Source organism: Pseudonocardia lacus (assembly GCF_018531445.1).
GTDB classification, from domain to species: domain Bacteria; phylum Actinomycetota; class Actinomycetes; order Mycobacteriales; family Pseudonocardiaceae; genus Pseudonocardia; species Pseudonocardia lacus.
On sequence record NZ_JAHDTH010000131.1, the window covers coordinates 1 to 23,178 of the forward strand.

General features: G+C 74.9%; 26 protein-coding genes and 1 tRNA gene. 10 read left to right on the forward strand and 17 right to left on the reverse strand.

Features of this window, described 5'->3' with window-relative positions:
• Positions 1-132 (forward strand): integrase core domain-containing protein (locus KIK08_RS24780; protein WP_214405672.1); only part of this gene is annotated, 132 nt, incomplete at its 5' end.
• On the opposite strand, the gene KIK08_RS41895 is transcribed toward KIK08_RS24780, so the two are convergent.
• From KIK08_RS41895 to metG, 3 genes are all read right to left on the reverse strand, one after another.
• The gene (locus KIK08_RS41895) at positions 129-1,889 is read right to left on the reverse strand and encodes a resuscitation-promoting factor (RefSeq protein WP_214405650.1); all 1,761 of its coding nucleotides are present in this window, start codon (positions 1,887-1,889) and stop codon (positions 129-131) included. The two genes, KIK08_RS24780 and KIK08_RS41895, sit on opposite strands and share 4 nt — an antisense overlap.
• A 233-nt stretch (positions 1,890-2,122) precedes the next feature.
• The gene (locus KIK08_RS24790; RefSeq protein WP_214405651.1) at positions 2,123-2,980 is read right to left on the reverse strand and encodes a TatD family hydrolase; all 858 of its coding nucleotides are present in this window, start codon (positions 2,978-2,980) and stop codon (positions 2,123-2,125) included.
• A gap of 157 nt (positions 2,981-3,137) precedes the next feature.
• Entirely contained in the window at positions 3,138-4,940 is a 1,803-nt protein-coding gene (gene metG, locus KIK08_RS24795; protein WP_214405652.1) for a methionine--tRNA ligase, read from the reverse strand.
• 146 nt (positions 4,941-5,086) lie between these two features.
• Between metG and KIK08_RS24800 the strand changes: the two genes are divergently transcribed.
• Positions 5,087-5,680 (forward strand): NADPH-dependent FMN reductase, encoded by a 594-nt coding sequence (locus KIK08_RS24800; protein WP_214405653.1) that lies wholly within the window; start codon positions 5,087-5,089, stop codon positions 5,678-5,680.
• Between the two features lie 139 nt (positions 5,681-5,819).
• On the opposite strand, the gene KIK08_RS24805 is transcribed toward KIK08_RS24800, so the two are convergent.
• Positions 5,820-6,302 carry a hypothetical protein gene (locus KIK08_RS24805; protein ID WP_214405654.1) on the reverse strand — a complete coding sequence of 161 codons (483 nt, stop codon included), beginning with the start codon at positions 6,300-6,302 and terminating at the stop codon, positions 5,820-5,822.
• Between the two features lie 93 nt (positions 6,303-6,395).
• On the opposite strand from KIK08_RS24805, the gene KIK08_RS24810 reads away from it, so the two are divergent.
• Entirely contained in the window at positions 6,396-6,872 is a 477-nt protein-coding gene (locus KIK08_RS24810) for a cation:proton antiporter regulatory subunit (RefSeq protein ID WP_214405655.1), read from the forward strand.
• A 6-nt stretch (positions 6,873-6,878) separates the two neighbouring features.
• On the forward strand, positions 6,879-8,081 hold the full coding sequence (locus tag KIK08_RS24815) for a cation:proton antiporter (protein WP_214405656.1): 1,203 nt from the start codon (positions 6,879-6,881) through the stop codon (positions 8,079-8,081).
• 67 nt (positions 8,082-8,148) lie between these two features.
• Here KIK08_RS24815 and rsmI read toward each other — a convergent pair whose 3' ends face one another.
• Positions 8,149-8,970, reverse strand: coding sequence for a 16S rRNA (cytidine(1402)-2'-O)-methyltransferase (gene rsmI / locus KIK08_RS24820; RefSeq protein WP_250557757.1), 822 nt, complete (start codon positions 8,968-8,970; stop codon positions 8,149-8,151).
• Positions 8,971-9,063: 93 nt separating this feature from the next.
• Between rsmI and KIK08_RS24825 the strand changes: the two genes are divergently transcribed.
• Both KIK08_RS24825 and KIK08_RS24830 read left to right on the forward strand, forming a co-directional pair.
• A complete protein-coding gene (locus KIK08_RS24825; protein WP_408004719.1) occupies positions 9,064-10,683 on the forward strand; it encodes a dolichyl-phosphate-mannose--protein mannosyltransferase in 1,620 nt (539 codons plus the stop codon).
• 71 nt (positions 10,684-10,754) lie between these two features.
• Positions 10,755-11,387 carry a helix-turn-helix domain-containing protein gene (locus KIK08_RS24830; protein ID WP_214405658.1) on the forward strand — a complete coding sequence of 211 codons (633 nt, stop codon included), beginning with the start codon at positions 10,755-10,757 and terminating at the stop codon, positions 11,385-11,387.
• A gap of 5 nt (positions 11,388-11,392) precedes the next feature.
• Here the strand turns inward: KIK08_RS24830 and KIK08_RS24835 are convergent, their stop codons facing one another.
• The 7 genes from KIK08_RS24835 to KIK08_RS24865 all read right to left on the reverse strand — a co-directional run bounded on the left by KIK08_RS24835 (position 11,393) and on the right by KIK08_RS24865 (position 16,129).
• Entirely contained in the window at positions 11,393-11,956 is a 564-nt protein-coding gene (locus KIK08_RS24835) for a hypothetical protein (protein WP_214405659.1), read from the reverse strand.
• A 53-nt stretch (positions 11,957-12,009) separates the two neighbouring features.
• On the reverse strand, positions 12,010-12,642 hold the full coding sequence (locus KIK08_RS24840; RefSeq protein ID WP_214405660.1) for a class F sortase: 633 nt from the start codon (positions 12,640-12,642) through the stop codon (positions 12,010-12,012).
• The gene (locus tag KIK08_RS24845; RefSeq protein ID WP_214405661.1) at positions 12,642-13,295 is read right to left on the reverse strand and encodes a CHRD domain-containing protein; all 654 of its coding nucleotides are present in this window, start codon (positions 13,293-13,295) and stop codon (positions 12,642-12,644) included. Before KIK08_RS24845 ends, KIK08_RS24840 begins: the two co-directional genes overlap by 1 nt.
• 277 nt (positions 13,296-13,572) lie before the next feature.
• On the reverse strand, positions 13,573-14,073 hold the full coding sequence (locus KIK08_RS24850; RefSeq protein WP_214405662.1) for a nucleotidyltransferase domain-containing protein: 501 nt from the start codon (positions 14,071-14,073) through the stop codon (positions 13,573-13,575).
• Positions 14,074-14,089: 16 nt separating this feature from the next.
• The gene (locus KIK08_RS24855) at positions 14,090-14,440 is read right to left on the reverse strand and encodes a hypothetical protein (RefSeq protein WP_214405663.1); all 351 of its coding nucleotides are present in this window, start codon (positions 14,438-14,440) and stop codon (positions 14,090-14,092) included.
• A gap of 179 nt (positions 14,441-14,619) precedes the next feature.
• The gene (locus KIK08_RS24860; protein WP_214405664.1) at positions 14,620-15,111 is read right to left on the reverse strand and encodes an Lrp/AsnC family transcriptional regulator; all 492 of its coding nucleotides are present in this window, start codon (positions 15,109-15,111) and stop codon (positions 14,620-14,622) included.
• A 130-nt stretch (positions 15,112-15,241) separates the two neighbouring features.
• Positions 15,242-16,129, reverse strand: a complete 888-nt coding sequence (locus tag KIK08_RS24865; RefSeq protein ID WP_214405665.1) for a LysR family transcriptional regulator — start codon at positions 16,127-16,129, stop codon at positions 15,242-15,244.
• Positions 16,130-16,212: 83 nt separating this feature from the next.
• Here KIK08_RS24865 and KIK08_RS24870 point away from each other — a divergent pair, with 83 nt between their 5' ends.
• The 3 genes from KIK08_RS24870 to KIK08_RS24880 all read left to right on the forward strand — a co-directional run bounded on the left by KIK08_RS24870 (position 16,213) and on the right by KIK08_RS24880 (position 18,326).
• Positions 16,213-17,055, forward strand: a complete 843-nt coding sequence (locus KIK08_RS24870; RefSeq protein ID WP_214405666.1) for a PhzF family phenazine biosynthesis isomerase — start codon at positions 16,213-16,215, stop codon at positions 17,053-17,055.
• A 103-nt stretch (positions 17,056-17,158) separates the two neighbouring features.
• Positions 17,159-17,818: a DUF2306 domain-containing protein gene (locus KIK08_RS24875; protein WP_308257863.1), complete on the forward strand. Its 660-nt coding sequence runs from the start codon at positions 17,159-17,161 to the stop codon at positions 17,816-17,818.
• Positions 17,819-17,840: 22 nt separating this feature from the next.
• Complete coding sequence (locus KIK08_RS24880; RefSeq protein WP_214405667.1) at positions 17,841-18,326, forward strand: HAD domain-containing protein; 486 nt, start codon at positions 17,841-17,843, stop codon at positions 18,324-18,326.
• A 215-nt stretch (positions 18,327-18,541) separates the two neighbouring features.
• On the opposite strand, the gene KIK08_RS24885 is transcribed toward KIK08_RS24880, so the two are convergent.
• The 5 genes from KIK08_RS24885 to KIK08_RS24905 all read right to left on the reverse strand — a co-directional run bounded on the left by KIK08_RS24885 (position 18,542) and on the right by KIK08_RS24905 (position 22,743).
• Positions 18,542-18,614 (reverse strand) — tRNA-Ala (locus KIK08_RS24885).
• Between the two features lie 43 nt (positions 18,615-18,657).
• Positions 18,658-19,758, reverse strand: a complete 1,101-nt coding sequence (locus KIK08_RS24890; protein ID WP_214405668.1) for a SepX/GlpR family protein — start codon at positions 19,756-19,758, stop codon at positions 18,658-18,660.
• Between the two features lie 194 nt (positions 19,759-19,952).
• Positions 19,953-20,618, reverse strand: a complete 666-nt coding sequence (locus KIK08_RS24895; RefSeq protein WP_214405669.1) for a GNAT family N-acetyltransferase — start codon at positions 20,616-20,618, stop codon at positions 19,953-19,955.
• A gap of 3 nt (positions 20,619-20,621) precedes the next feature.
• Positions 20,622-21,848 (reverse strand): molybdotransferase-like divisome protein Glp, encoded by a 1,227-nt coding sequence (glp, locus tag KIK08_RS24900; protein WP_214405670.1) that lies wholly within the window; start codon positions 21,846-21,848, stop codon positions 20,622-20,624.
• A gap of 7 nt (positions 21,849-21,855) precedes the next feature.
• Positions 21,856-22,743, reverse strand: a complete 888-nt coding sequence (locus tag KIK08_RS24905) for a UTP--glucose-1-phosphate uridylyltransferase (RefSeq protein ID WP_214405671.1) — start codon at positions 22,741-22,743, stop codon at positions 21,856-21,858.
• 74 nt (positions 22,744-22,817) lie between these two features.
• Between KIK08_RS24905 and KIK08_RS24910 the strand changes: the two genes are divergently transcribed.
• On the forward strand, positions 22,818-23,178 hold a 361-nt coding region (locus KIK08_RS24910), incomplete at its 3' end, for a 5-formyltetrahydrofolate cyclo-ligase (RefSeq protein WP_308257864.1).

Below are 23,178 nucleotides of genomic sequence, written 5' to 3' on the forward strand. Positions count from 1 at the left end.
ACCAGCGAGTCGCAGCGACGAAAGGCCCTACCGGGCTGGATCCACGAGTACAACCATCACAGACCCCACACCGCCATCGGACGGGTCCCGCCCATCACCAGGTTGACCAACCTGTCCGGTCAGTACAACTAGCGGGGCAGGCCCAGCTTGCGGGCGCAGGCGGGCCAGGCGCCGAAGCCGCCGCGGTCGTCGACGACCTTGTCGGCCACCGCCATCTGCTCCTCGGGGCTCGCCTGGTGGGGTAGGGGCGCGTAGGCGTCGCCGCCGTAGGCCTTCCACGTCCGGGCGTCAAACTGCAGGCCGCCGTAGTAGCCGTTGCCGGTGTTGATCGCCCAGTTGCCGGTGGCCTCGCACTGCACCAGCCGCTCCCAGGTCTCCTTGTTGGCCACGGCGGGGGCGGTGCCGTCGGCGATGGCGGCCTCCTCCTCGGCGGTCGGCTCCTTGGTGCCGACCCGGATGACCCGCGGCTCGGGGGCCGTGGTGCCGCCGGCGCGGATCTGCTCGCGCCGGACCTCCTGGCCGTTCTGCACGTGGACGCGCATGACCGCGGTCTGCTCGCCCGGCTTGCCGTCCTCGACGACCTCCTTCTCGCCGCGGGGCATCTCCGGGTCCTCGATGATCTGCTCGGGGGCCGGGATCTCGCGGGTCACGACGACCTCGCCGATGCCGTTGCGCACGACCTGGACCGCGGTGCCGTCGACGAGTGGGGTGTCGCCGGAGGGGACGGAGACGTCGTCGGGGCCGAGTTCGATGCCGCTCTCGGCGAGCAGGCCACCGACGGTGCCGGCGGTGGTGGTGAGCGGGGCGGGCGCGGCGGTGCCGTCGGCGAGGGTGACCGAGCGCGGGATGCGCAGCTCCAGCGACATGCCGGCGAGCGGGATGATCGAGCCGGGGTCGGCCGACATCTGCAGGGGCTTGACCTCGACGCCGAGGCCGCGCAGGGCCTCGTCGACCGAGTCGGCGGTGGTCCACACCTGGCGCTCGGACATGCCCTCGACGAGGGTGAGCGGGCGGGCGCGCTCGACGATGATCTCGTCGCCGTCGACCAGGTCGGTGGCGGGCGCGGGCGAGATGCGGTCCTGCGGGGTGGGCACCATGCCGGCCGAGGCCAGCGCGGTGCCGACGTCGGAGGCGAACGTGTGCAGGGTGCGCTCGCTGCCGTCGACGATCAGCGTGACGGTCTTGTCCATCGCCACGGCGGTGGCACCGCCGCCCAGCAGGGCGACCAGGACGGTCAGGACCGCGGCGCGGGCCAGCCCGCCCGACGACGTGCGCGCGGGCTCGGGGGCGCGGCGCCGGCCGCCCGTGGTGGGGGCGGGGCGCTCGGCGAGGGCGGTGCCGGTGCGGGCGGACGCCGGCTCGACGGCGGCGAACCGGTTGGTGTCGGCGTCGGCCGGGCTCGCGGCGAGCGGGGTGCGGTGGATGCCGGTCGCCGGTCCGGCGGCGAAGGTGCCGGTGGCCTGGCCGCCGGTCGGGGCCCGGTGGGCGCCGGTGGGGAACGCGCCGGTGGGCCGGGCGTTCGCGGTGGGCGCGCGGTGGGTGCCGGTGGCGAACGTCCCGGTGGCCTGCCCGGTCGCCGGTGGGGCGCGGTAGGCGCCCGTCGGGTGGGCGCCGGGGTCGACGACGGCGACGGGACCGGTCGGCGGTTCGAGCTCGGTCTCGGTGACGGGCTCGGCGGCGGGCGCCGTTCCGAATCGGCCGGTGGGGCCGTTCAGCGCTGCGGACGAGGTGTCGAACAGGCCGGACGAGGTGGCCTCGACCGCGGGAGCGGGGGAGCCGTCGAACCAGGAGGCGGAGTCGTCCGGGGTGTCGGCGCCGGCGGACCGGGCCGCCTGCTCGATCTGGACGCGCGCGGCATGACGTCGCGCGCGAGCAGAAACGTCGACCACTGGAATCCAGACGTCCGTCGGTCCGGGCAGGGGAGGAATTCAGACGGTCACGGTGGCCCGAGGGCGTTGGTTCGTGCGGGGAGCGCCCCGGACCACCGTGACCGCCGTGCTGGGGAGCGTTACCCCACCCCGGCTTTCGCGATCACAGAACCGTAACGGGGAGTGAGCACCATCGCCGAGCCGCAACGCCGTGTGAGCGCCGAACGGCCCCGCTGCTACGCCGAACGAGCACCTCAGGGGCCGGGCGCCACCGAAGATCGAGGTTGCGTCAGCTCGTCGAGCCGAAACACCCGCTCGGCGTTGCGCCCGGCGCTCGACGCCAACCGCTCGTCGTCGACGCCGCGCAGGTCGGCCAGGCCGCGGACCGTCCACGGGAGGCAGTACGGCTCGTTGGCCCTGCCGCGGTGCGGGTGCGGGGTGAGGAACGGCGCGTCGGTCTCCACGAGGAGCCGGTCCTCGGGGACCAGTACCGCCGCCTCCCGCAGCGACCGGGCGTTGCGGAACGTGACCGGCCCGGCGAACGACAGGACGTAACCGGCGTCGACGCACTCGCGGGCCATGGCCGCGTCGCCGGAGAAGCAGTGGAAAACCACCGTCTCCGGTGGGCCCTCCTCGCGCAGGATGCGCAGGACGTCGTCGTGCGCGTCCCGGTCGTGGATCATCAGCGGCTTGCCGAGGCGCTTGGCCAGGTCGATGTGCCAGCGGAAGGCGGGCTGCTGGCGCTCGGCGGGCGAGTAGTCCCAGTAGTAGTCCAGCCCGGTCTCCCCCACCGCGACCACGCGCGGGTCGGCGGCGAGGCGCTCGATCTCGGCGTAGTCGTCGTCGGTGAGCTCGGCGGTGCGGGTCGGGTGCAGGGCGACGGCCGCGCTCACCCGCGCGTCCCAGTGCGCCGCCTGGACGACCCACCGCGCCGAGGGCAGGTCGTCGGCGACCGTCACGGCCCGCGCCACCCCCACCGCCTCGGCCCGGTCCATCGCCGCCACCACGTCGGCGGCCGTCTCGCACCCGCACGCGTCCAGGTGCGTGTGCGCGTCCACGGTGGCCGCGCCGAGCGGCTCCGGAGCCGGCGGCCGCTCCCCCCGCCCGCTCACCGCCGCCCACCCCGCCGTTCGGCAGAGCGGAGTTCAGGAAAGCCACGATGCTGCCCGCAGGGTTCCTGAACGTGGCTTTCCTGAACCGCGAGACCGGGGTGGGCGGCGGCGGGGGGTGAGGGCGGGGGCGGTGGGGCGAGCGGGGCGAGCGGCACGGTCAGGGCTGGTCCGGGTGCTGGATGGGGGCCCACTCGGGGCCCGTCTCGCCGAGCGCCGGGTCGAGCTTGGTGAAGATCGGCGTGGGCTTGGCCAGCGGTCGGCCGATCTCCACCGGCGTCGACGCCCACGTCGCCCGCTCGCCGGCGTAGTCGCCGGTCAGGACCGGGTAGGCGGGGCCGTCGCCGAGGTCGTCGACCTCGCGGACCTCCGGCTGGGCCGCCCACACCCCGCTGCCGCCCATGGCCTCGTGGACCTGCTGGGCCGCGTGCGGCAGGAACGGGGTGAGCAGCGTGTTCGCGTCCTGCACGACCTGCAGCGCGGTGTGCAGGATGGTGTCGCGGCGGTCCGGGTCGTCCTTGCGCTTCCAGGGCTCCTGGTCGGACAGGTAGCGGTTGGCCGCGGTGACCACCCGCATGGCCTCGCCGACCGCCTGCTTGAACTTGCTGCGCGCGAGCAGCCCGCCCACGGTGTCGAACGCGGCCCGGGAGGTGGCGAGCAGGTCGGCGTCGGCCTCGGCGGGGGCGGTCGGCTTCGGGATCGACCCGACGTTCTTGTGCGCCATCGAGATGGACCGGTTGACCAGGTTGCCCCACTCGTTGGCCAGCTCGAAGTTGGTGCGCCGGACGAACTCGTCCCAGGTGAAGTCGGTGTCCTGGTTCTCCGGGCCGGCCGTGGCGATGAAGTAGCGCAGGGCGTCGGGGCCGAACTCGCGCAGGAAGTCGGTGACGTAGATGACCGTGCCGCGGCTGGTCGAGAACTTCGACCCGCTCATGGTCAGGAACTCCGACGAGACGATCTCGCTGGGCAGGTTCAGGGTGCCGAACGCGCCCGGCGAGCCGCCGTGGTCGCCCGCCCCGTTCTGGCCGAGCAGCAGGGCCGGCCAGATGACGGAGTGGAAGACGATGTTGTCCTTGCCCATGAAGTAGTAGCCCTTGGCGTCCGGGTCGGTCCACCACTGCTTCCAGGCGTCCGGGTCGGGGCCGCGCCGGGCCCACTCCACCGACGCCGACAGGTAGCCGATGACCGCGTCGAACCACACGTAGAGCCGCTTCATCGGCTGGTCGCGCCAGCCGTCCAGGGGCACCGGGACGCCCCAGTCGAGGTCGCGGGTGATCGCGCGCGGCTTCAGGTCGTCGACCAGGTTGGTCGCGAAACGCAGCACGTTGGGGCGCCAGTCGGTGCGCTTGGACAGCCACGACCCCAGCGACTCGGCGAACGCGGGCAGGTCGAGGAAGAAGTGCTCGGTCTCGACGAACTCCGGCTTCTCCCCGTTGATCTTCGACCGGGGGTTGAGCAGGTCGGCCGGGTCGAGCTGGTTGCCGCAGTTGTCGCACTGGTCGCCGCGGGCGGCCTCGTAGCCGCAGATCGGGCAGGTGCCCTCGACGTAGCGGTCGGGCAGGGTGCGCCCGGTCGACGGGCTGATCGCGCCCATCTGGGTGCGCGGCACGACGTAGCCGTTCTTGTGCAGCGCCAGGAACAGCTGCTGGGTGACCTCGTAGTGGTTCGAGGTGGTGGTGCGGGTGAACAGGTCGTAGCCCAGCCCGAGGCCGTGCAGGTCCTCGACGATCACCCGGTTGTACTTGTCCGCGGTCTGCCGCGGGGTGAGCCCCTCGTTGTCGGCCTGCACCAGGATCGGGGTGCCGTGCTCGTCGGTGCCGCTGACCATGAGGACCCGGTCGCCCGCCATGCGCCGGTAGCGGGAGAAGACGTCGGAGGGCACGCCGAAGCCGGAGACGTGGCCGATGTGCCGGGGGCCGTTGGCGTAGGGCCAGGCCACGGCGGTCAGGACGGACGAACTCATGCGATCAGCGTAGGCCCCGGCCGCCACCGGGTTCCCCGCCGCCACCGCGGGCCGTCCGAGCGGGCCGCGACGGCGGGGGTGGCCCCGCGGGGACCACCCCCGCCGCGGTCTGGTTGCCGCGGCCCGTCCGCCCGAACGTGGACGGCGTGAACGACACCAGCAAGCTCGTGATCGTGGTCGGCAGCGTGCGGGAAGGGCGGTTCGGGCCGACGGTGGCCGCCTGGTTCGCCGAGCGGGCCGGCGCCCACGGCGGGTTCGACGTCGAGGTCGTGGACCTGGCCGACGTCGAGCTGCCGCTGGCCCTGCCGGCGGCGCCGCCGAAGTTGGCCGGCGCGGACTACCCGCGCCCGCCCGGCATGGCCGCGCTGACCACCCGGCTCGCGGCCGCGGACGCGTTCGTCCTGGTCACCCCGGAGTACAACCACAGCTACCCGGCCTCGCTGAAGGCCGCGATCGACTGGCACTTCGACCAGTGGACGGCCAAGCCGGTCGCCTTCGTCAGCTACGGCGGCGCGGCCGGCGGCCGGCACGCGGTGCTGCACCTGGAGAACGTCCTGACCGAGCTGCACGCCGTGACCGTGCAGAGCGGCCTGGCGTTCCCGCAGTACTACCTCAACTGGGCGGACGGCCAGCCGACCGATCCGGAGGCCGCCGGGACCGCGAAGGCCCTGCTCGACCAGCTGGCGTGGTGGGCCGGGGCGTTGCGCAGGGCGCGCGCCGAGTCGCCCTACCCGGCGTAGGCGGGGTCGTTCTCCGTTCGGCCTGTCGCCCGCCCATGCGGAGCTCCGCATCCGACGGCTGGTCGGGTCGCGCGAGAGCGGTTCTCGTCCGATCTGGCTGGACGAGAGCCGCTCTCGTCCGCGTGTGCGCGGCGGCCCGCTACTCGGCGGCGCCGCGCAGCTCGTTGAGGGCGCGTTCGACGCCGGCCCGCGACGGCGCCTCCCCCGCGCCGACGGCGGCCTGGTAGTCGTCGAGCTCTCGGGCGGCGCCGGCGACCAGCTCGCGGCCCTCGACGGGGGCGTCGCGCCCGGCGAGGTCCAGGCGCAGGACCCAGCCGTCGACCTCGAGCCGGCCGGTGCGGGCGTACACGACGTCGTCGACCGCCGGCCCGTCGGCGACGGCGGTGGCCAGCTCGGCGAGGCTGCGGTCGAGGCCGGTCGTGTAGGCCGCCCAGGTGTGCTCGTCGACCTCGTCGCAGAACTCGTGCACCCGCTCCAGCCTGTGCCGCAGCTCACCGAACCCCGCCCGGATGTCCTCGGCCGCGTCCGGGCGGGCCACTGCGATCTGCTCGGCAGCCCCGTCCAGGCGCTGGCGCAGCTCCTCCAGGCGCAGCCGCGCACGTCCGTCCAGCCCATCGCTCACGGGAGGAGGCTAGGCGTTGCCCGCTCCGGCAACCAGCCGCGGCCGTCGACCGGCGTGCCCCGCACGCCGACCGGCTCGTCTACCGTGTCCAACGTGAACGTGGAGGTCACCCCGCTGCCCGGGATCGGGGTCAAGAAGGATTTCGCGCTGCGTGGCGGCCGCCGTATCGGCGTCATCACCCACCGCGACGGGAAGATCGAGCTGATCATCTCGAAGTCCGACGATCCGGACGCCTGCCTGGCCGAGCTGCCCCTGTCCGTCGACGAGGCCGCGGCGCTGTCCAACCTGCTCGGCGCGCCGCAGCTGGTCGCGCAGCTCAACGCCGAGCACCAGGACCTGCCGGGCATCCACACCCGCCAGATCCCGGTCGGGGCGCCGTTCGACGGCCGCACCCTGGGCGACACCGCACTGCGCACCCGAACCGGCGTCTCCGTCGTCGCCGTCATGCGGGCCGGCCAGGTGCACCCCAGCCCCACCCCGGACTTCACCCTGACCGCGGGCGACCTCATGGTCACCGTCGGCACGACGGAGGGGCTCGACAACGCCGTCAAGATCCTCAAGCGGGGCTGATCGGGCGTGGAGCACACCGCGCTGGAACTCATCGAGCTGGGGGCCGTGTTCTTCGCCCTCGGCCTGCTGGGCCGGCTGGCCGGGCGGATCGGCCTCTCCCCGATCCCGCTCTACCTGATCGGGGGTGTCTTCTTCGGCACCGGCGGGGTGATCCCGCTCAGCGGCATCGAGGGCTTCACCGCGATCGCCGGCGAGGTCGGCGTCGTCCTGCTGCTGCTCCTGCTGGGCCTGGAGTACTCGGCGTCCGAGCTGGTCACCGGGTTGAAGCGGTCGTGGGCGGCCGGTCTGCTCGACATCGTGCTCAACGGGGCGCCCGGCGCGATCGTGGCGCTGATCCTGGGCTGGGGCCCGGTCGGGGCGTTCGTGATGGCCGGGGTCACCTACATCTCCTCGTCCGGCATCGTCGCCAAGGTCCTGTCCGACCTGGGCCGGCTGGGCAACCGGGAGACCCCGGTGGTGCTGTCGATCCTGGTGTTCGAGGACCTGGTCATGGCCCTCTACCTGCCGATCCTGACCGCGGTGCTGGTCGGCGTCGGGCTCGCCGGGGGGCTCACCGCGGTCGCCGTGTCGCTGGCCGTGCTGGCCGTCGTGCTGCTGGTCGCGCTGCGCTACGGGCACCTCGTCTCGAAGGTCGTCGACTCCCCCGACCGCGAGGTGTTCCTGCTCAAGGTTCTGGGGCTGGCGCTGCTGGTGGCCGGGTTCGCCTCGGCCATGCAGGTCTCGGCCGCGGTCGGGGCGTTCCTGCTGGGCATCGCGATCAGCGGGTCGACAGCGGAGAACGCGACGAAGCTGCTGGAGCCGCTGCGCGACCTGTTCGCCGCGGTCTTCTTCGTGGTGTTCGGGCTCAACACCGACCCGAGCGCGATCCCGCCGGTGCTGGGCTGGGCGGTCGTGCTGGCCCTGGTCACCACCCTGACGAAGGTGGGCACCGGGTGGTTCGCGGCCCGGCAGGTGGGGATCGGGCCGCTGGGGCGGGCGCGGGCCGGGGCGGCGCTGGTGGCCCGCGGCGAGTTCTCGATCGTCATCGCCGGGCTGGCCGTCACCTTCCCGGGCATCCCGCCCGAACTGGCCGCGCTGGCCACGGCGTACGTGCTGCTGATGGCGGTGCTGGGCCCGGTGGCGGCGCGGGTGGTCGAGCCCGTCGCCCGCTGGGCGCGCACCCGGATCCCGGCCCGGCGCCAGGCCGCCGCGCCGTCCGCCGGCTCCTGACCCCGTCGAGAACGACGTTGCGGTCGGTTGGACCGGTCCACACCAGCGGTGACGTCGTTCTCGACGGTCAGGGGCGGGCGAGGGCGGCGTTGTAGAGCTCCCGCTTGGGGACGCCGGCCGCGACGGCCACCGCGCTGACCGCGTCCTTGAGCCGCTCACCGTCGGCGACGCGCTCGTGCACGGCGTCGACCAGGCTCTCGATGCTCGGGGCCGCGCTCGGCTCGGCGCCGCCCAGCACCACCGTGATCTCCCCGCGCACCGGGCCCTCCTCGGCCCAGGCCGCCAGTTCGGCGAGGGACCCGCGGCGCACCTCCTCGTAGGTCTTGGTCAGCTCCCGGCACACCGCGGCCGGCCGGTCGGCGCCGAGCACCTCGACCGCGACGGCCAGCGTGGCGGCGAGCCGGTGCGGCGACTCGAAGAACACGACCGCGCGCGCCTCGGTGCGCAGCGGCTCCAGCCAGCGCCGCCGCTCGCCGTCGCGGCGCGGGGCGAAGCCCTCGAAGCAGAACCGCTCGCTGGGCAGGCCGGAGAGCACCAGCGCGGTGGTCACCGCCGACGGCCCGGGCAGGCAGGTCACCGGCAGCCCGGCCGCCGCCGCTGCGGCGACGACCCGGTAGCCGGGGTCGGAGACCGCGGGCATCCCGGCGTCGGTCACGACGAGCACGGTCCGCCCGGCGCGCACGTCGTCGAGCAGCCCGGGCAGCCGTGCCGCCTCGACGGCGTCGTAGTGGCTCACGACCCGCCCGGTGACCGCGACGCCGAGCGCCGCGGCCAGCGAGCGCAGCCTGCGGGTGTCCTCGGCGGCGATGACGTCGGCCTCGGCGATGGCCTCGACGAGCCGGGCCGAGGCGTCGCGGGCCTGGCCCAGCGGGGTCGCGGCCAGCACCAGCCGGCCGGGGGCGCCGCCGGCACCGGCCTCGTTCGGGGAACCGGGACTGTCCGCTGACTCGGGGGGCACACGCGGCAGCCTACGATCGGGCGCGTGGCCCTCCGCACCGTCGACCCCGCGGGGCCGCCGGCGCGCCCGGCCGCGGACGACCCGCCGTGGGGCAGCGAGCCGTTGGGTGGAGGCCCGCCGCGGCGCTCGCGGCCCACCGACCCCCTGGCGCGGCTGGGCCCACCGCCCCCGCAGGACCGGTTGCGCGGGTGGCTGGTCACGGCCGCGCTGGCGCTGGTGGCGACACTGGTCCGGTTCCCCGGCCTGGGGCAGCCCACCGACCGCGGCACCCCGATCTTCGACGAGAAGCACTACGTGCCGCAGGCCTGGCAGATCCTGCGCAACGGCGGGGTCGAGGACAACGCAGGCTACGAGCTGGTGGTGCACCCGCCGCTGGGCAAGCAGCTCATCGCGCTGGGCGAGCTGGTGTTCGGCTACGACCCGGTGGGCTGGCGGGCGGCGGCCGCGCTGTTCGGGGTCGTCGCCGTCGTGCTGGTGGTGCGGGTCGCCCGCAGGCTCACCGGGTCGACCCTGCTCGGTGGGGTGGCCGGGGTCCTGCTGATCTGCGACGGCCTCTCGCACGTGCAGTCGCGCGTGGGCATGCTCGACGCGTTCGCCGCGACGTTCGTGCTGGCCGCGTTCGCCGCGCTGGTTCGCGACCGGGCCGACGTCCGCGCCCGGCTGGCCGCGGCCGTGGCCGGCGACCGGATCGCGGCCTCGCCGTACGGGCCGTGGCTGGGCGTGCGCTGGTGGCGGCTGGCCACCGGGGTGCTGCTCGGGCTGGGCTGCGCGGTGAAGTGGTCGACGGCGTGGTGGGTCGCCGCGTTCGGCGTGCTGCTGGTCTTCTGGGACGTGCGGGCCCGGCGCGCCGCAGGGGTGGCGCGACCGTGGCGCGCCGGCCTGCTGCGCGACCTGGGCCCCGGCCTGTGGGCCCTGGCCCTGGTGCCGGTGCTGACGTACGTGGCGTCGTACTGGGCGTGGTTCCGCAGCGAGACCGCGATCGACCGGTTCGCCGTCGGCACGAAGATCGGCACCGACGGCCCGTGGTCGTTCCTGCCCGACGCGCTGCGCTCGCTGTGGTACTACCACGGCAAGGTCCTGGAGTTCCACGCCTCGCTGACCACCGCCGCCTCGACCACCGGCCCGCACCCGTGGGAGTCCAAGCCGTGGAGCTGGCCGATGGGCCTGCGCCCGATGCTCTACCACTACGCGGGCGACATCGGCGGCTGCGGCGCGGGCCGGTCGGATTGCGTGAGCGCGGTGATGCTGGTCGGCACGCCGGCGCTGTGGTGGCCCGCGCTGGTGGTGCTGGCGCTGGCCCTGTGGCGGCTGGCCACCCGCTTCGACTGGCGCTACGGGGCGGTCCTGGTGGCCTACGGGGCCGGGGTCGTGCCGTGGTTCATCGCCTACGAGCGCCAGATGTACTACTTCTACATGGCCCCGGTGGCCCCGTTCCTGGTGCTGGCGACGGTGCTGGTGATGGGCGAGGTGCTCGGCCGCGCCGGCGCCTCCGACGAGCGCCGCCGGACCGGGCTGCTGGTCGTCGGGCTGTGGGTGGGCGCCGTGGTGGCCAACTTCGTCTGGCTGTGGCCGATCCTCAACGGCGACCCGATCACCCCGGAGATGTGGAACGCCCAGCTCTGGCTGCCGTCCTGGCGCGGCTGATCACCGGGCGGATCTCGGCGTCGGACCCACGTCGCGGGTCGGCCCGGCCCGCGCTGGGGCAAGATGGCGGCATGCAGTCGCAGCAGGACGTGGCCGCTGCGGTCGGCCGCAACGTCCGCGCCCTGCGCCGGCAGCACCGGATGACGGTCGAAGCGCTCGCCGCGACCGCGGGCGTCAGCCGGGACACGGTCGTCCAGATCGAGGCGGCCCGCGCGAACCCCAGCATCGCCACCCTGTGCGGGCTGGCCGCCGCGCTGCGGGTCGGGGTGGATTCGCTGGTCGACGGCGACGCGCGTCCGCAGGTGCTGCTGCGCCGCGACGGCGACGCGCCGCGGCTGTGGAGCAGCCCGGCCGGCAGCAGCGCGATCTTCCGGATCGGCACCGACCCGCCGGATGCGGTCGAGCTGTGGGACTGGTCGCTGCAGCCGGGCGACTCGTTCGACGGGGAGGCCCACCCCATGGGCACCCGCAAGGTGCTGTCGGTGCTGACCGGCCGGCTGGGGCTGCGCATCGGCCGCACCGCGCAGCGGCTGGGCCCCGGCGACACGGTGGTCTTCCAGGCGCACGCCCCGCACCGCTACACGGGTGAGGGCGACGGGCCGGCCCGCTTCGTCATGGCCGTGCTGCAGCCCGGCGACACCGGGCAGGTCGGGCGGGCCGGCATCGCCCAGGCCGAGGTCCCGCTCGACGACCCGCTGCCCTGACCCGCTCAGCAGGTGTCGAGCCGGAACGGGCGGTGGACCGGCGTGACTTCGAGGGTGCCGGCCTCGACCTCCGAGCGGTAGGTGCAGCCGGGCGGCGTCGTGACCTCGACGGTGTCGGCGTCGACGAACCGCGCCGTCGGCACCGGGCCCTCTTCGAGGCCCTGGTAGACCATGCTCTCCTGGGCGAAGGGGCCGCTGCCCGCGCGCACCACCACGGCGTAGGCCGGGTCGATGGTGGCCCGGCCCTCCAGCACCACCAGTTGCCGACCCTCGGAGTCGGACTCCGAGATCGGGACGCTCTCGCTGACCAGCTGCGAGGCCAGCCACACCAGCGCGATCCAGCCGACCACCGCGACGCCCCCGACGACCGCGACCAGCCCGCGCAGCAGACCCCGCCTGGCGACCACCGCGAACGCGACCGTGACCAGCACGATGGCGACCAGCACGGCCCCGGACGTGTACCAGCGGGCGTGGCGCAGGTGGAAGGGGTCCATCACGGAGAGCCCGCCCAGGCCCACCGCGAGCAGGGCCAGCGCCATCAGGATCACGGCGCTGCGCAGTCTCGACATGCGCGCATCCTGGCCGGTGCCCGCCCGCGGGCGGGCACCGGGCTCAGGGGGCGTCAGGCAGCGGCGGGTGTGGCGTAGACGATGTAGTTGTCGACGTAGCTGCGCTTGGCCTCGTCGAACTCGCCACCGCAGGTGATCAGCACGAGCTTGCGCTCGCCCTTGGTGTCGAACACGTCCTCCGGCAGCGCGGACTTCACGGTCTGCTTGGTCTCGCTGACCTCGAACTGCCACTTCTCGCCGAGGCCGTCGACCACGGTGATCGGGTCGCCCTTCTTGAGCTCGGTGAGCCTGGCGAAGTACCCGAGCCCGGCCGCGGCCGAGTCGACGTGGCCGGCGATGAGGGTGGTGCCCTTGTCGGCGCCCATCGGCTTGCTGCCGACCCACCAGCCCAGCGTGTCGATGTCCTTGGGGATGTTCAGCGCACCGTCGTCGGCCACGTTGACCAGCCCCACCTCCGCGGGGCCCGCCCCGGCGATCTCGACCGACGCCGGGGTGACGTTGGCCGGGCCGTCGTCACCGGGTTCCGGCTGGGTCGGCGCGGACGGGGCGGGCGCTGCCTGCCCCGCCGGCGCCGACCCAGCCGGGAGGGGTGCCCCGGCGGTCCCGCCCGGCGTCCCACACGCCGTCAGGACGAGCGCCAGGAGCAGCCCCGAAGCGGCCGCGCGGCCGGCGAACCGAACGCCCATCAGGCGTTGTCGTCGCCGGTGCGGCGGCGGAAGGCGATGGCGCCACCGGCGGCGGAGGCGATCAGCAGCACGCCCCCGGTCACGGCACCCGCGCCGGGGCCGGACTGCGCCGCGGCGAACTGGCCGCCGTTGCCGGTGTCGATGATGTCGGGCTTCTCCTCCTTCTCCGCGGACTTCAGCTGGGCCCGGGCGACGCCCGACGGCGGCTGGAAGCTCTCGGAGTGGGTGTTGATGTACCAGCCCTCGGGGTTGTCGATGATCCGCTTGGCCAGGTCGGGCTCGACCTCGACCTCGGCGGCCTTGCCCTCGTCGACGGCCTCGGCGTCGAGTTCGATGACGACGTCACCGTTCTCGCCCTTCTTGCCCTTGTGGATGTGGGCCGCGCTGATCGTCTCCGAGTTGCCGGTGACCGTGACCGTGTAGGTCATGTCGCCGTCCTCGGTGAGCGAGATGCTCGCGGTCAGGTCGGTGTCCTCCTCGCCGGAGCCCTCGGGCACCTCCTCGTCGCCGCTGCCCGAGGCGCTGAGGGTGAACCACTCCTTCTTCCCACCGTCGTCGTCCTGAGCGGAGGCCAGGCCGGTGAAGCCCAGCAGCGAGGCGGCGGTCAGCGCGCCGACCGCTGAAGCGGCACCGATCAGACGTCGCACAGTCATCGAGAACTCCTTCGGTGGGGATCGTGAGCCGGTGCTCCTCAGCCCGACAACCGACGACACGCGGACTCCCCACCGCTGGTTCACACGAGTTCCACGGAGGCCGCCGGGAGGCGGTGAACGGCGGACGGGGAACGGCCACCGGTCGAAACCGGCCACACCGGACAGATCCGACTCCCCGTCGAGGACCGCACGACTCGTTCACCGCCCCCGCTCTCCCGCTGGCCGGATGCCCACGATCGGCCCGACACGAGTCGATCTTCCGTCCGTGGAGTCCTGCTCAGCGCGGCCCGGGCGCGCGGTGGGTGTCGGGGACGGCGTACCCGAACGCCGCGCAGAGGGCGCGCACGTCGGCGAGGTCCTTCGCGGCCGGCGGGTAGGCGGTCTTGAACCGCAGCATCCACTCCGGCGCGATGCAGCGCACCGCCTGCCCGGCCAGCACGCCCGTGCCGGTCAGCGACTCCGGCGGGTAGGCGATGCCGAACGAGAGCGCCCCGGAAGCGTCGAACGCGTACACGTGGACGTCGACCCGGCCGCCGCGGTCGTCGGCCAGGACGTAGTTGGCCGCCGACCCGTCGCGGCCCGTGCGGCGGTAGCCGTGCTCCCCCAGCACGGCGAGCAGGACGGGCTCGTCCGCCCGGTCGACGGCGAGGTCGAGGTCGGCGTGCGGGCGGGACTGCCGGCCCAGCAGCGCGTCGACGCACCAGCCGCCGTCGACCCGGACGGCGGCGCCGCGCTCGTCGAGGGCCCGGTAGAGGCGGACGACCTCCTCGACGAGCACGCCGCGGGAGCCCGGGTCAGTGCGCGGTGCGGCGACCGCGCTGGGCCATCGTGCTGGCGCCGAGCCCGCCGACGGCGAGCCCGCCGATGACGAACGCGATGATCGCGGCGCCCCCGCCGTCACCGGTGGCCCGGTCGCCGGACGTGGCGGGCTCGCCGAGCCGGGCCTGGCAGGCGAAGCCGTCGTGGTCGGGGTCGACGCGGTCGGCGTCGGCGATGTGCGCGTCGAGCGCGGCCTGCGCCTCGCTGCGGCTGGCGAAGTCCGGGCAGGACTGCGGCAGCGTCGTGTCGGCCGCGGCCACACCGGACGGCAGCAGCGCCGCGACGGCCGCGACGCCCAGCGCGGCGAGTGTGGTGCGGAGCCTCATGGCGTGTCCCCCCGGTCGGCGATGACCGCGCCGCGATGCGACGCACACCGAATTCTCGCACCAGACGTTTTCTCGTTACGTGCAGTGCACCTTTCTTTCGGCTGCATAACAACTGGTCAGAGCGGGCAACCGGATGCCCCGCCAGACGTCGTGGCGGTCGGGTGGTGATCCACCGGTGATCAACCGGAGCGCGCCGGGCGGGGCTCGACCGGGGTGGCGACCACGAACGAGCTCGTGGTCTGGCCGAACAGCTGGAAGGCGTCGAGGATGTCCTCCAGATCGGCGACCGACGGGATGTGGACCTTCAGCAGGAAGCAGTCCTCCCCGGAGATCCGGTGGCACTCGCTCACCTGCGGGGTCCGCTGGGCCAGCTCGGCGATCCGGGCCAGCTGGCGCGGACCGGGGCGGATGCGCACCCACGCCGTCACCGGCAGGCCGACGGCGGCCGGGTCGACGTCGAGCCGGTAGCCGCGGATGACGCCCGAGTCGTGCAGTCGGTTGACCCGCTCGCGGACCGCGGGCGCGGACATCCCGACCGCCCTGGCGAGCTCGGGCACGGAGGCGCGCGGGTCGGTGGTGAGCAGGTCGAGCAGCCGGCGGTTCACCTCGTCCAGGAGCGGCTTTCCGTTCGTGAGGTGAGCGCCGGTCGAGGACTTCTGTGTGGTCGTCATCTGCTCCGTCTTCTTTCCCCCGATGCGCTGGGCGCACCTGTCCCGGTTCGACGCTAGTGGCGACCACCAACGATTTTCGGCGCTTTCGACTCCCGGCGAACGGATTCCGCGCCCTCGCCCCGCCGATCGGCTACCAGTCCGCCGCGGCCGCTGTGATCGCCGACGCGACCGCTGTGACGGCCGGCGACGGCCAGCGCCGCTGGTCGGTGAGCAGGTGCAGGGGCACGTCCGGCCGGGGTGGGGCGGCCACCGCGCGCAGCGAGCCGTCGGTCAGCCCGGCCGCGACCGCGACCCGCGGCAGGACGGCCAGCCCGAGGCCGGCCGCCACGCACGAGCGCACCGCCTCGATGCTGCCGAACCGGGTGATCCGCGCCCGCACGGACGACCCGGCGGTGAGCTCGCGCACGAACCGGTCGGTGTAGGAGCAGCCCTCCTCCAGCAGGAACCAGGGCTGCCCGGCCAGCTGCGCCCACGACCGGGGCCCGTCGGTCGCGGGGTGCCCGGCGGCCCCGACCACCTCGATCGGTTCGCGACCGATCCGGCGCGCCGGCGGGTCCGGGGGCAGGTCGTCGTCGAGGACGAGGGCGATGTCGAGCCGGCTGTCCGGGCCGGACAGCGCCGACAGCGCCGCCGCGGTGCCGACCGGCGCCAGGTGCACCCGCACGCCCGGCTCGCGCGCGGCCAGCGCCGCGATCACCGGGGGCAGGCGGTAGGCGCACACCGACTCGGTGGCGCCCACGGTCACGTCGCCGTCGAGCGCGGTGCCCGAGCCGGCGGCGTCGAGCAGCCGTTGCTGGACGTCGAGCAGGTCGCGCGCGGGACCGGCGACGCGGCGGCCCGCGTCGGTCAGCCGGGTGCCGCCGGGCAGCCGGTCGAACAGCCGCGTCCCCAGCCTGCGCTCCAGCGCCTGGACGTGCCCGGTGACGGTGGACTGGACGAGGTGCAGCTCGGCGGCGGTCGCGGTGAAGCTGCCGGTGCGGGCGAGCACCAGGAACGTCCGCAGCAGGCGCGTGTCCACGGCCGCACGCTATCGCGAAACCCGATGGGACCGAGCAGGATTCATCGTTGGACTCGATGCCCGCCGACCGGCACGCTGGTGGCATGACCGAGGTCCTGCGCTACGCCGCGTTCACCCACGATCCCGCCGGCGGCAACCCGGCCGGCGTCGTGCTCGACGCCGCCGCCCTCGACGAGGCCGCGATGCAGCGGATCGCCGCCGACGTGGGCTACTCCGAGACCGCCTTCCTCGTGCCGCTCGACGCCGCCGAGCGCCGCTACCGGGTGCGCTACTTCAGCCCGCTCGTCGAGGTCGACTTCTGCGGCCACGCGACGATCGCCGCAGCCGTCGCGCTGGCCGAGCGGGACGGCGTCGGCGACCTGGTGTTCGAGACCGCCGCCGGCACCATCCCCGTCGCCACCAGCAAGCCCGACGCCGTGCGGGCGAGCCTGCTCAGCGCGCCCACCCGGTCGCGCCCGGCGGACGACGACGAGGTCGCGCGGGCGCTGGCCGCGCTCGGGTGGTCGGCCGACGACCTGCACCCGGACTGGCCCGCGCACGTGGCCTTCGGCGGCGTCGAGCACCTCGTGCTCGCGGCGCGCACGCGGGAGCGCCTCGCCGACCTGGACTACGACTTCACCGCGCTGGGCGACCTGATGCGCGAGCGCGGGTGGACGACCGTGCAGCTGTTCTGGCCGCGCGACGACCACACCGTGCACGCGCGCGACCCGTTCCCGGTGGGCGGCGTCGTCGAGGACCCGGCCACCGGGGCCGCGGCCGCCGCGTTCGGCGGCTACCTGCGGGCCATCGGCCGGGTCGAGCGGCCGACCCGGATCACCGTGCACCAGGGCGAGGACATGGGCCGGCCGAGCGAGCTGCTGGTCGCCGTCGATCCCGACGACCCCCGGGTGAGCGTGACCGGCACCGCGACGGCCATCCCCGCGTGAGCGGCTCCGGGACGTCCCCGATGGCGGTCGGGGACGGGCCCGGATCCGGTGCGGCGCCCCGACCAGCACCATCGGACGTGCCGCGCAGCCGAAGGGACCCCCCGTGACCGCTCCCGCCCGACCCGGATGGCTCGTGCCGACCGGCCTGATCCTGCTCAGCGCGATCCCGGTGCTCGGCGGCGCCCTGCGGATGGGCGTGCTGACCGGCGCCGCGGCAGCGAGCGCCGCGGACGCCCGGTTCACCGACTCCCCCGTCCCGATCGTCGTGCACGTCGTCGGCGCGACGGTCTACTGCGTGCTCGGCGCGTTCCAGTTCGCTCCCCGGTTCCGCCGGCGCCGCCCCGGCTGGCACCGCGCGGCCGGGCGGTACGTGCTGGTGCCGTGCGGGCTGGCCGCGGCACTGTCCGGGATCTGGATGACCGTGGCCTACCCGGTCCCGCCCGGCGACGAGGGCCTGCTGGTCGTGCTGCGCCTGGTGTTCGGCGCCGCGATGGCCGCCGCGATCGTGCTGGGCGTGCTGGCGGCGCGGCGCCGCGACATCACCGCGCACCGGGCCTGGATGATCCGCGGCTACGCGATCGGCGCGGGCGCCGGCACCCAGGCCCTCGTCCACCTGCCCCACGCCCTGCTCTTCGAGGTCACGCCCGTCGGGGTCGAGCGGGCCCTGTTGCTCGGCCTCGGGTGGGTGATCAACCTGGCGGTGGCGGAGTGGGTGATCCGGCACGGGCGCGGCGCCCGCCGGCCGGTCCCGGTGGCCGCCTGACGCGGATCGCTACCGTCGGCGCGTGGCCCTGGTCTTCCTCGACATCGACGGCACGCTGCTGCCCTTCGGGGCCACCATCACCGACCCGGCCGGCTCCGACTCCCTCGTGCCGCGGATCGACCCGCGGCACGGACCGCGCCTGGCCCGGCTGCCCGGGGAGCTGGTGTGGGCGACGACCTGGATGGAGCAGGCGAACGACGTCCTCGCCCCGGTTCTGGGACTCGCGCCGCTCCCGGTCCTCGAACCGCTGGAGCCCACCGTCGAGGACGACTACTTCGGCCTGCACTGGAAGACGCGTGCGATCGTCGACCTGGCCGCCGGGCGGGCGTTCGCCTGGGTCGACGACGAGATCACCGAGGCCGACCGGGAATGGGTGCGGGACCGGCACGCGGCACCGGCGCTCCTGCTCCGGGTCGACGCCCACCTCGGGTTGACGGTGCAGGACCTCGACGCGTTGGAGGCGTGGCTGCGGACGCCGCCGGGCCCCGCTGACCGACACAATCGGTAGCGATGTGGCTCCGGCAGGCTGTTCCGCGCTCCTCGCAGCGCTCGGTGTGTCGTCGCAGCCCGCCGGCGCGCTGCGCGAACCCACCTGGCGCTGCGCCGCGGCATGGGTGGCGACCCGGCTCCAGCCCTCCGGCGGCGCCTACGCGGCGCTGGCCGGCGGTGGGCCCGGGAACGACGAAGGCGTGCCCGTTGGACGGACACGCCTTCGGTGTGGGGTGGAGCTGAGGGGAATCGAACCCCTGACCTACTCGATGCGAACGAGTCGCGCTACCAACTGCGCCACAGCCCCGGATCCCGCCGTCCCCGGCGGGTGGTGGAACTTTATCAGCCCCTCATTCGCCTGCCGCACGGCGGTAGTCGGGGCGGTGCGGGCTCTCGTCCAGGTCGTGCAGATCGGGGTCGTCGAGGTCGCCGTCGACCAGCGCCGTGCCCGCGGGCAGGGGCGGGGTGGGGACCGGCTCCCGGCGCGGCAGCGCGGACTCGACCTCCATCATCTCCAGGCCGGGGCCCGGCCCCCGCCAGAGCGGGGCGCCCGTGCCGGAGACGCGCTCCGGCTCTTCCCTGGCCAGCTCGTCGGGCTCGTCGTCGGCGCGGGCGTCGGCCGGTGCGTCGTCGGCCTCGTCGTAGCCGTCCTCGTCGTCGTAGCGGTCGTCGTCGTAGCGGTCGTCGTCGTAGGCGTCGTGGTCGTAGGCGTCGTCGTAGCCGTCGGGCGGGTCGGTGTCGTGCCGATCGGCCGCCTCGGCGCCGGCCGCGCGGCGGACGGCGTCGGCGACCGTCTCGCGGCCGGCGCCGCCGGAGACCGTGCGGCCGCGGCGGGCCCACTCGTCGAGGTCCGGGTCGTCGGCGGCGGACGTGCGGCGGGTGCCGGCCATGCGGGCTGCGCGTCGGCGTCGGATGGACTCCTCCAGCCGCACCTGCCGGCGCAGGTAGGCCAGGTAGCCGACGAGCGCCGCGTCGACACCGCCGTGCAGCCACCACACCCACGTGGCGGCCAGTGCGGCGACCAGTGCGGTGGCCACGGCCAGCACCAGCATCACCAGCACGACGCGCTGGCGGAACGCGTAGCGCGCCTTGGCGGCCAGCGCCGCGGCCTCCGGGTCGAACCCGCCCCGGCCGCGGCGGAACTTCGACGGCGGGCGCTCCCAGGCCCGCTCGTCCTCTGCCGGCGGCGGCCGCTCGTCGTCGGCCACGGCCACGGACCGCTGCTCCTCGTCGTGCTCGGTCACGTCCACCTCCTGATCGCGTGCCCCGACCGGCGCGCGGGCGTCCCGACCGCGGTCCCGGTCGCGCCCGTGACGGGGCCGGTCGAGCACCCGCCCGGAGAGCGCGGCCGAGGTCGGCCTCGCCACCTCCTGCCGGTGTCGCGCGACCGCGGGGACGAGGATGAGCAACCAGACCACGACCAGCCCCAGGAAGATCATCGAGCTGGGCACGGCTGCCTCCTCCCCCACGGCACAGCGGGCCACGATCCCGGCTCCCCCGAGCCAAGATCGCGTCCGGACTGCAACGGTAGTGAGGGGAACGGGGCGGGCCAGGCAGCGACGCGCCGTCGCCGACGATGTTCACTCACGAGTTCGACCGCCGGTCCGGTTGTGGCGGCTGTGACTCGTGGGACTGCTGTGAAGTGTTACTGCACCCGTTCGGCCCTACCGTCGGCGATCAGACGACCCACCACCCCGTGCGGGCCGGGTTCCTCCGCGGTGAGCGCGAAGACCTGGTGATCGCGCCAGCCCCCGTCGACGTCGAGGTAGCGCTCGAACACGCCCTCCTGGCGGAAGCCGAGCTTGGCCAGCACGCGCAGGCTGGGCGCGTTCTCCGGGCGGACCGTCGCCTCGAGCCGGTGCAGGCCGACCGGGCCGAAGCAGTGGTCGACCACCATGGCGACCGCGGCGGTGATCACGCCGCCGTTCGCGACGGCCGCGTCCACCCAGTAGCCGACGTAGGCCGACAGCAGCGGCTCGCGCACCACGTTGCCGACCATCACGTGCCCGACGAACCGGTCGTCGAGCGTCACCGCGAACGGCAGCGCGAACCCGCGGCGGGCGGCCCCGCGCAGCTGGAACCAGCGCGGGGGCCACTCGCCGGCCGCGTGGCGCTGCTCCCAGGTGCCCGGCATGGTCGGCTCCCACGGGGCCAGGTGCCGCTCGTCGCGGATGCGCACCTGCGACCAGGCCGAGCCGTCGCGCAGCCGCACCGGCCGCAGCGCGACCTCGCCCGCCCGCACGCGCAGCGGGCCAAGGCGGGCCGGCCATCCCGGGTGCCGCCCTTCGACCTGGGGGTACGTCGAGACCACAGCTCAGGAGGGGGCGGGGAGGAAGACGACGTCCACGGGTTCGTCCACGGTGGCTTCGGTGACCGGCTCGGGCACCACGATGATGCCGTTCGCGTCGGTCAGCGTCGACAGCAGGTGCGTCCCCGAGGTGCCGATCGGCTGCACCAGGTACTCGCGGGTGACCTGGTCGCGCAGCAGCCGGCCGCGCAGGTAGCCGCGCCGGCCCGGCACCGAGCTGACCGGCGAGGTGAGCCGGGCGCTGATGGTGCGCCGGTACGGGTCGGGACGGCCGAGCGCGGTGCGCAGCAGCGGCCGCACCAGCACCTCGAACAGCAGCAGCGCGGTGGCCGGGGTGGACGGGAACAGGAAGGTGGGCACCCCGTCCGGTCCGAGCCGGCCGAAGCCCTGGCTGGAGCCGGGGTGCATGGCGACGCGGGTGGTGTCCAGCTCGCCCAGCCCGGCCAGCGCGGCCCGGACCTCGGCGCCCGCGCTCCCGCCGACCGCCCCGCACACCACGATGACATCGCTGAACGGCAGCCGGTCCTGCATCGCCGCGCCGACGTCGCGCGCGTCGCCGCGGACCAGGCTCGCCCGCGCCGTCTCCGCCCCCGCCTCGCGGGCGGCGGCGGTCAGGGCGTGGGAGCAGACGTCGGCGATCTGGCCGGCGCCGGGGGTGCGGGCCAGGTCGACGAGCTCGTCGCCGACCGAGATCACCGACACCCGCGGGCGGGGGTGGACGAGCACCTTGTCGCGCCCGGCCGCGGCCAGCAGCGCCACGTGCGGGGCGCCGATCACCGCGTCGCGCCGGACGGCGACGTCGCCGGGCTGGACGTCCTCGCCGATCCGGCGGACGAACGCCGCCGAGGGCACGCCCCGGCGCACCCGCAGCCGCGCGGCGCCCCCGTCGGTGAACGCCCCCGGCACCACGGCGTCGGCGAGGGTCGGCAGCGGCGCGCCGCACACCACCCGCACCGCCTGGCCCGGCTGCAGCCGCAGCGGCTGGCGCGAGCCGGCCGGGATCTCCCCGACGACGGGCAGCACGACCGGGTCGGCCTCGCTGGCCCCGGCGAGGTCGACGCTGCGCACGGCGTAGCCGTCGATGGCGGCCTGGTCGAACCCGGGGAGCGGGCGCGCCGTGACCACCTCCTCGGCGCACCGCAGGCCGTGCGCCTCCGAGATCGCGACCCGCACGGGGGCGGGCCGGACCGCGGCGGCCAGCACCCGCTCCAGCTGCTCGTCCACCGACCGCACGGTCGTGTCAGCCGTTCAGCCGGGCGGCCAGCCAGTCCCGCAGGTCGGGCCCGAGCTCGGGGTCCTTCAGCGCGTAGTCGACGAAGGCACGCACGTAGCCGGCGGGGTTGCCGAGGTCGTGGCGGCCGCCGCGGTGCACGACCACGTGAACGGGGTGACCCTCCTCGATCAGCAGCGCGACGGCGTCGGTGAGCTGCAGCTCCCCGCCGGAGCCGGGGGTGATCCGGTCGAGCGCGTCGAAGATCGCGACGTCGAGCAGGTAGCGGCCGGCGGCGGCGAACGTGGACGGGGCCTGGTCGGCCGGCGGCTTCTCCACCATGCCGTGCACGCGCTTGACGTCCTCGTCGTCGGTGTCGGTGACGTCGAAGACGCCGTAGGCGGAGATCTCCTCGCGCGGGATGTCGAAGGCGCACAGCACGCTGCCGCCCTTCTCCGCGCGGACCTCGGCCATCTTCGACAGGACGCCGGTGGGCAGGACGATGTCGTCGGGCAGCAGCACGGCGAACGCCCCGTCGGCCGGGTCGACGGCCTCGCGGGCGCAGCCCACCGCGTGCCCGAGGCCCTTGGCCTCGAACTGGGTGACGGTGCGCACGCTGATCAGCTCGTGGGCCCGGCGGACCTTCTCGACCAGCTTGCCCTTGCCGCGCTCCTGCAGCTCCTTCTCCAGCTCGGAGGAGTCGGCGAAGTGCGCGGCGACGGCGTCCTTGCCCGGCGAGGTCACGATCAGCAGCTGCTCGGCGCCTGCTTCGGCGGCCTCCGCGGCGACGATCTCGATCCCGGGCGTGTCGATGACCGGCAGCAGCTCCTTGGGGACCGTCTTGGTGGTCGGCAGGAAGCGCGTACCCAGGCCGGCGGCCGGAACCACGGCGGAGCGGAACGGCGGTGCGGGGTTCATCGGACCTCCCCCGACGGTTCGATGGCGGGCTCGTTCATGGTGGGCGAGCCTATCGGCGCCGGTAGCGTGCCTGCGTGACGGCACGCGCAGACGGGTCCTCCGATCCCGCGACGGCGGCGCGGAAGGACGTCCTGCGCAGACGGCTGACCGCCGCACGGCGGGCGCTCCCGCCCGCCGTGCGAACCGAACGGGCGCGGGCGCTGGGCCGCGCGGCGGTGGCCCTGGCCGCGACGACCGGCGGGCCGGTGTGCGCGTACCTGCCGATGGGCACCGAGCCCGGGTCGGTCGACCTGCTCGACGCGCTGGCGGCGCTGGGCCACGAGGTCCTGCTGCCGGTGGTGCCCGCCCGGGTGGGGCCGCTCGACTGGGCCGGCTACCGGGGGCCGGAGGACCTGGCGCCCGGCCCGCTGGGGCTGCGCGAGCCCGCGGGCCCGC

Bases quoted from the DNA above. Each gene is read 5' to 3' on its own strand.
- KIK08_RS24830 (WP_214405658.1), top strand. From the start codon at position 10,755: ATGCAGTCGCAGCAGGACGTGGCCGCTGCGGTCGGCCGCAACGTCCGC.
- KIK08_RS24840 (WP_214405660.1), bottom strand. From the start codon at position 12,642: ATGGGCGTTCGGTTCGCCGGCCGCGCGGCCGCTTCGGGGCTGCTCCTG.
- KIK08_RS24855 (WP_214405663.1), bottom strand. From the start codon at position 14,440: ATGAGGCTCCGCACCACACTCGCCGCGCTGGGCGTCGCGGCCGTCGCG.
- KIK08_RS24835 (WP_214405659.1), bottom strand. From the start codon at position 11,956: ATGTCGAGACTGCGCAGCGCCGTGATCCTGATGGCGCTGGCCCTGCTC.
- metG (WP_214405652.1), bottom strand. From the start codon at position 4,940: ATGAGTTCGTCCGTCCTGACCGCCGTGGCCTGGCCCTACGCCAACGGC.
- KIK08_RS24860 (WP_214405664.1), bottom strand. From the start codon at position 15,111: ATGACGACCACACAGAAGTCCTCGACCGGCGCTCACCTCACGAACGGA.
- KIK08_RS24905 (WP_214405671.1), bottom strand. From the start codon at position 22,743: ATGAACCCCGCACCGCCGTTCCGCTCCGCCGTGGTTCCGGCCGCCGGC.
- KIK08_RS24870 (WP_214405666.1), top strand. From the start codon at position 16,213: ATGACCGAGGTCCTGCGCTACGCCGCGTTCACCCACGATCCCGCCGGC.
- KIK08_RS24845 (WP_214405661.1), bottom strand. From the start codon at position 13,295: ATGACTGTGCGACGTCTGATCGGTGCCGCTTCAGCGGTCGGCGCGCTG.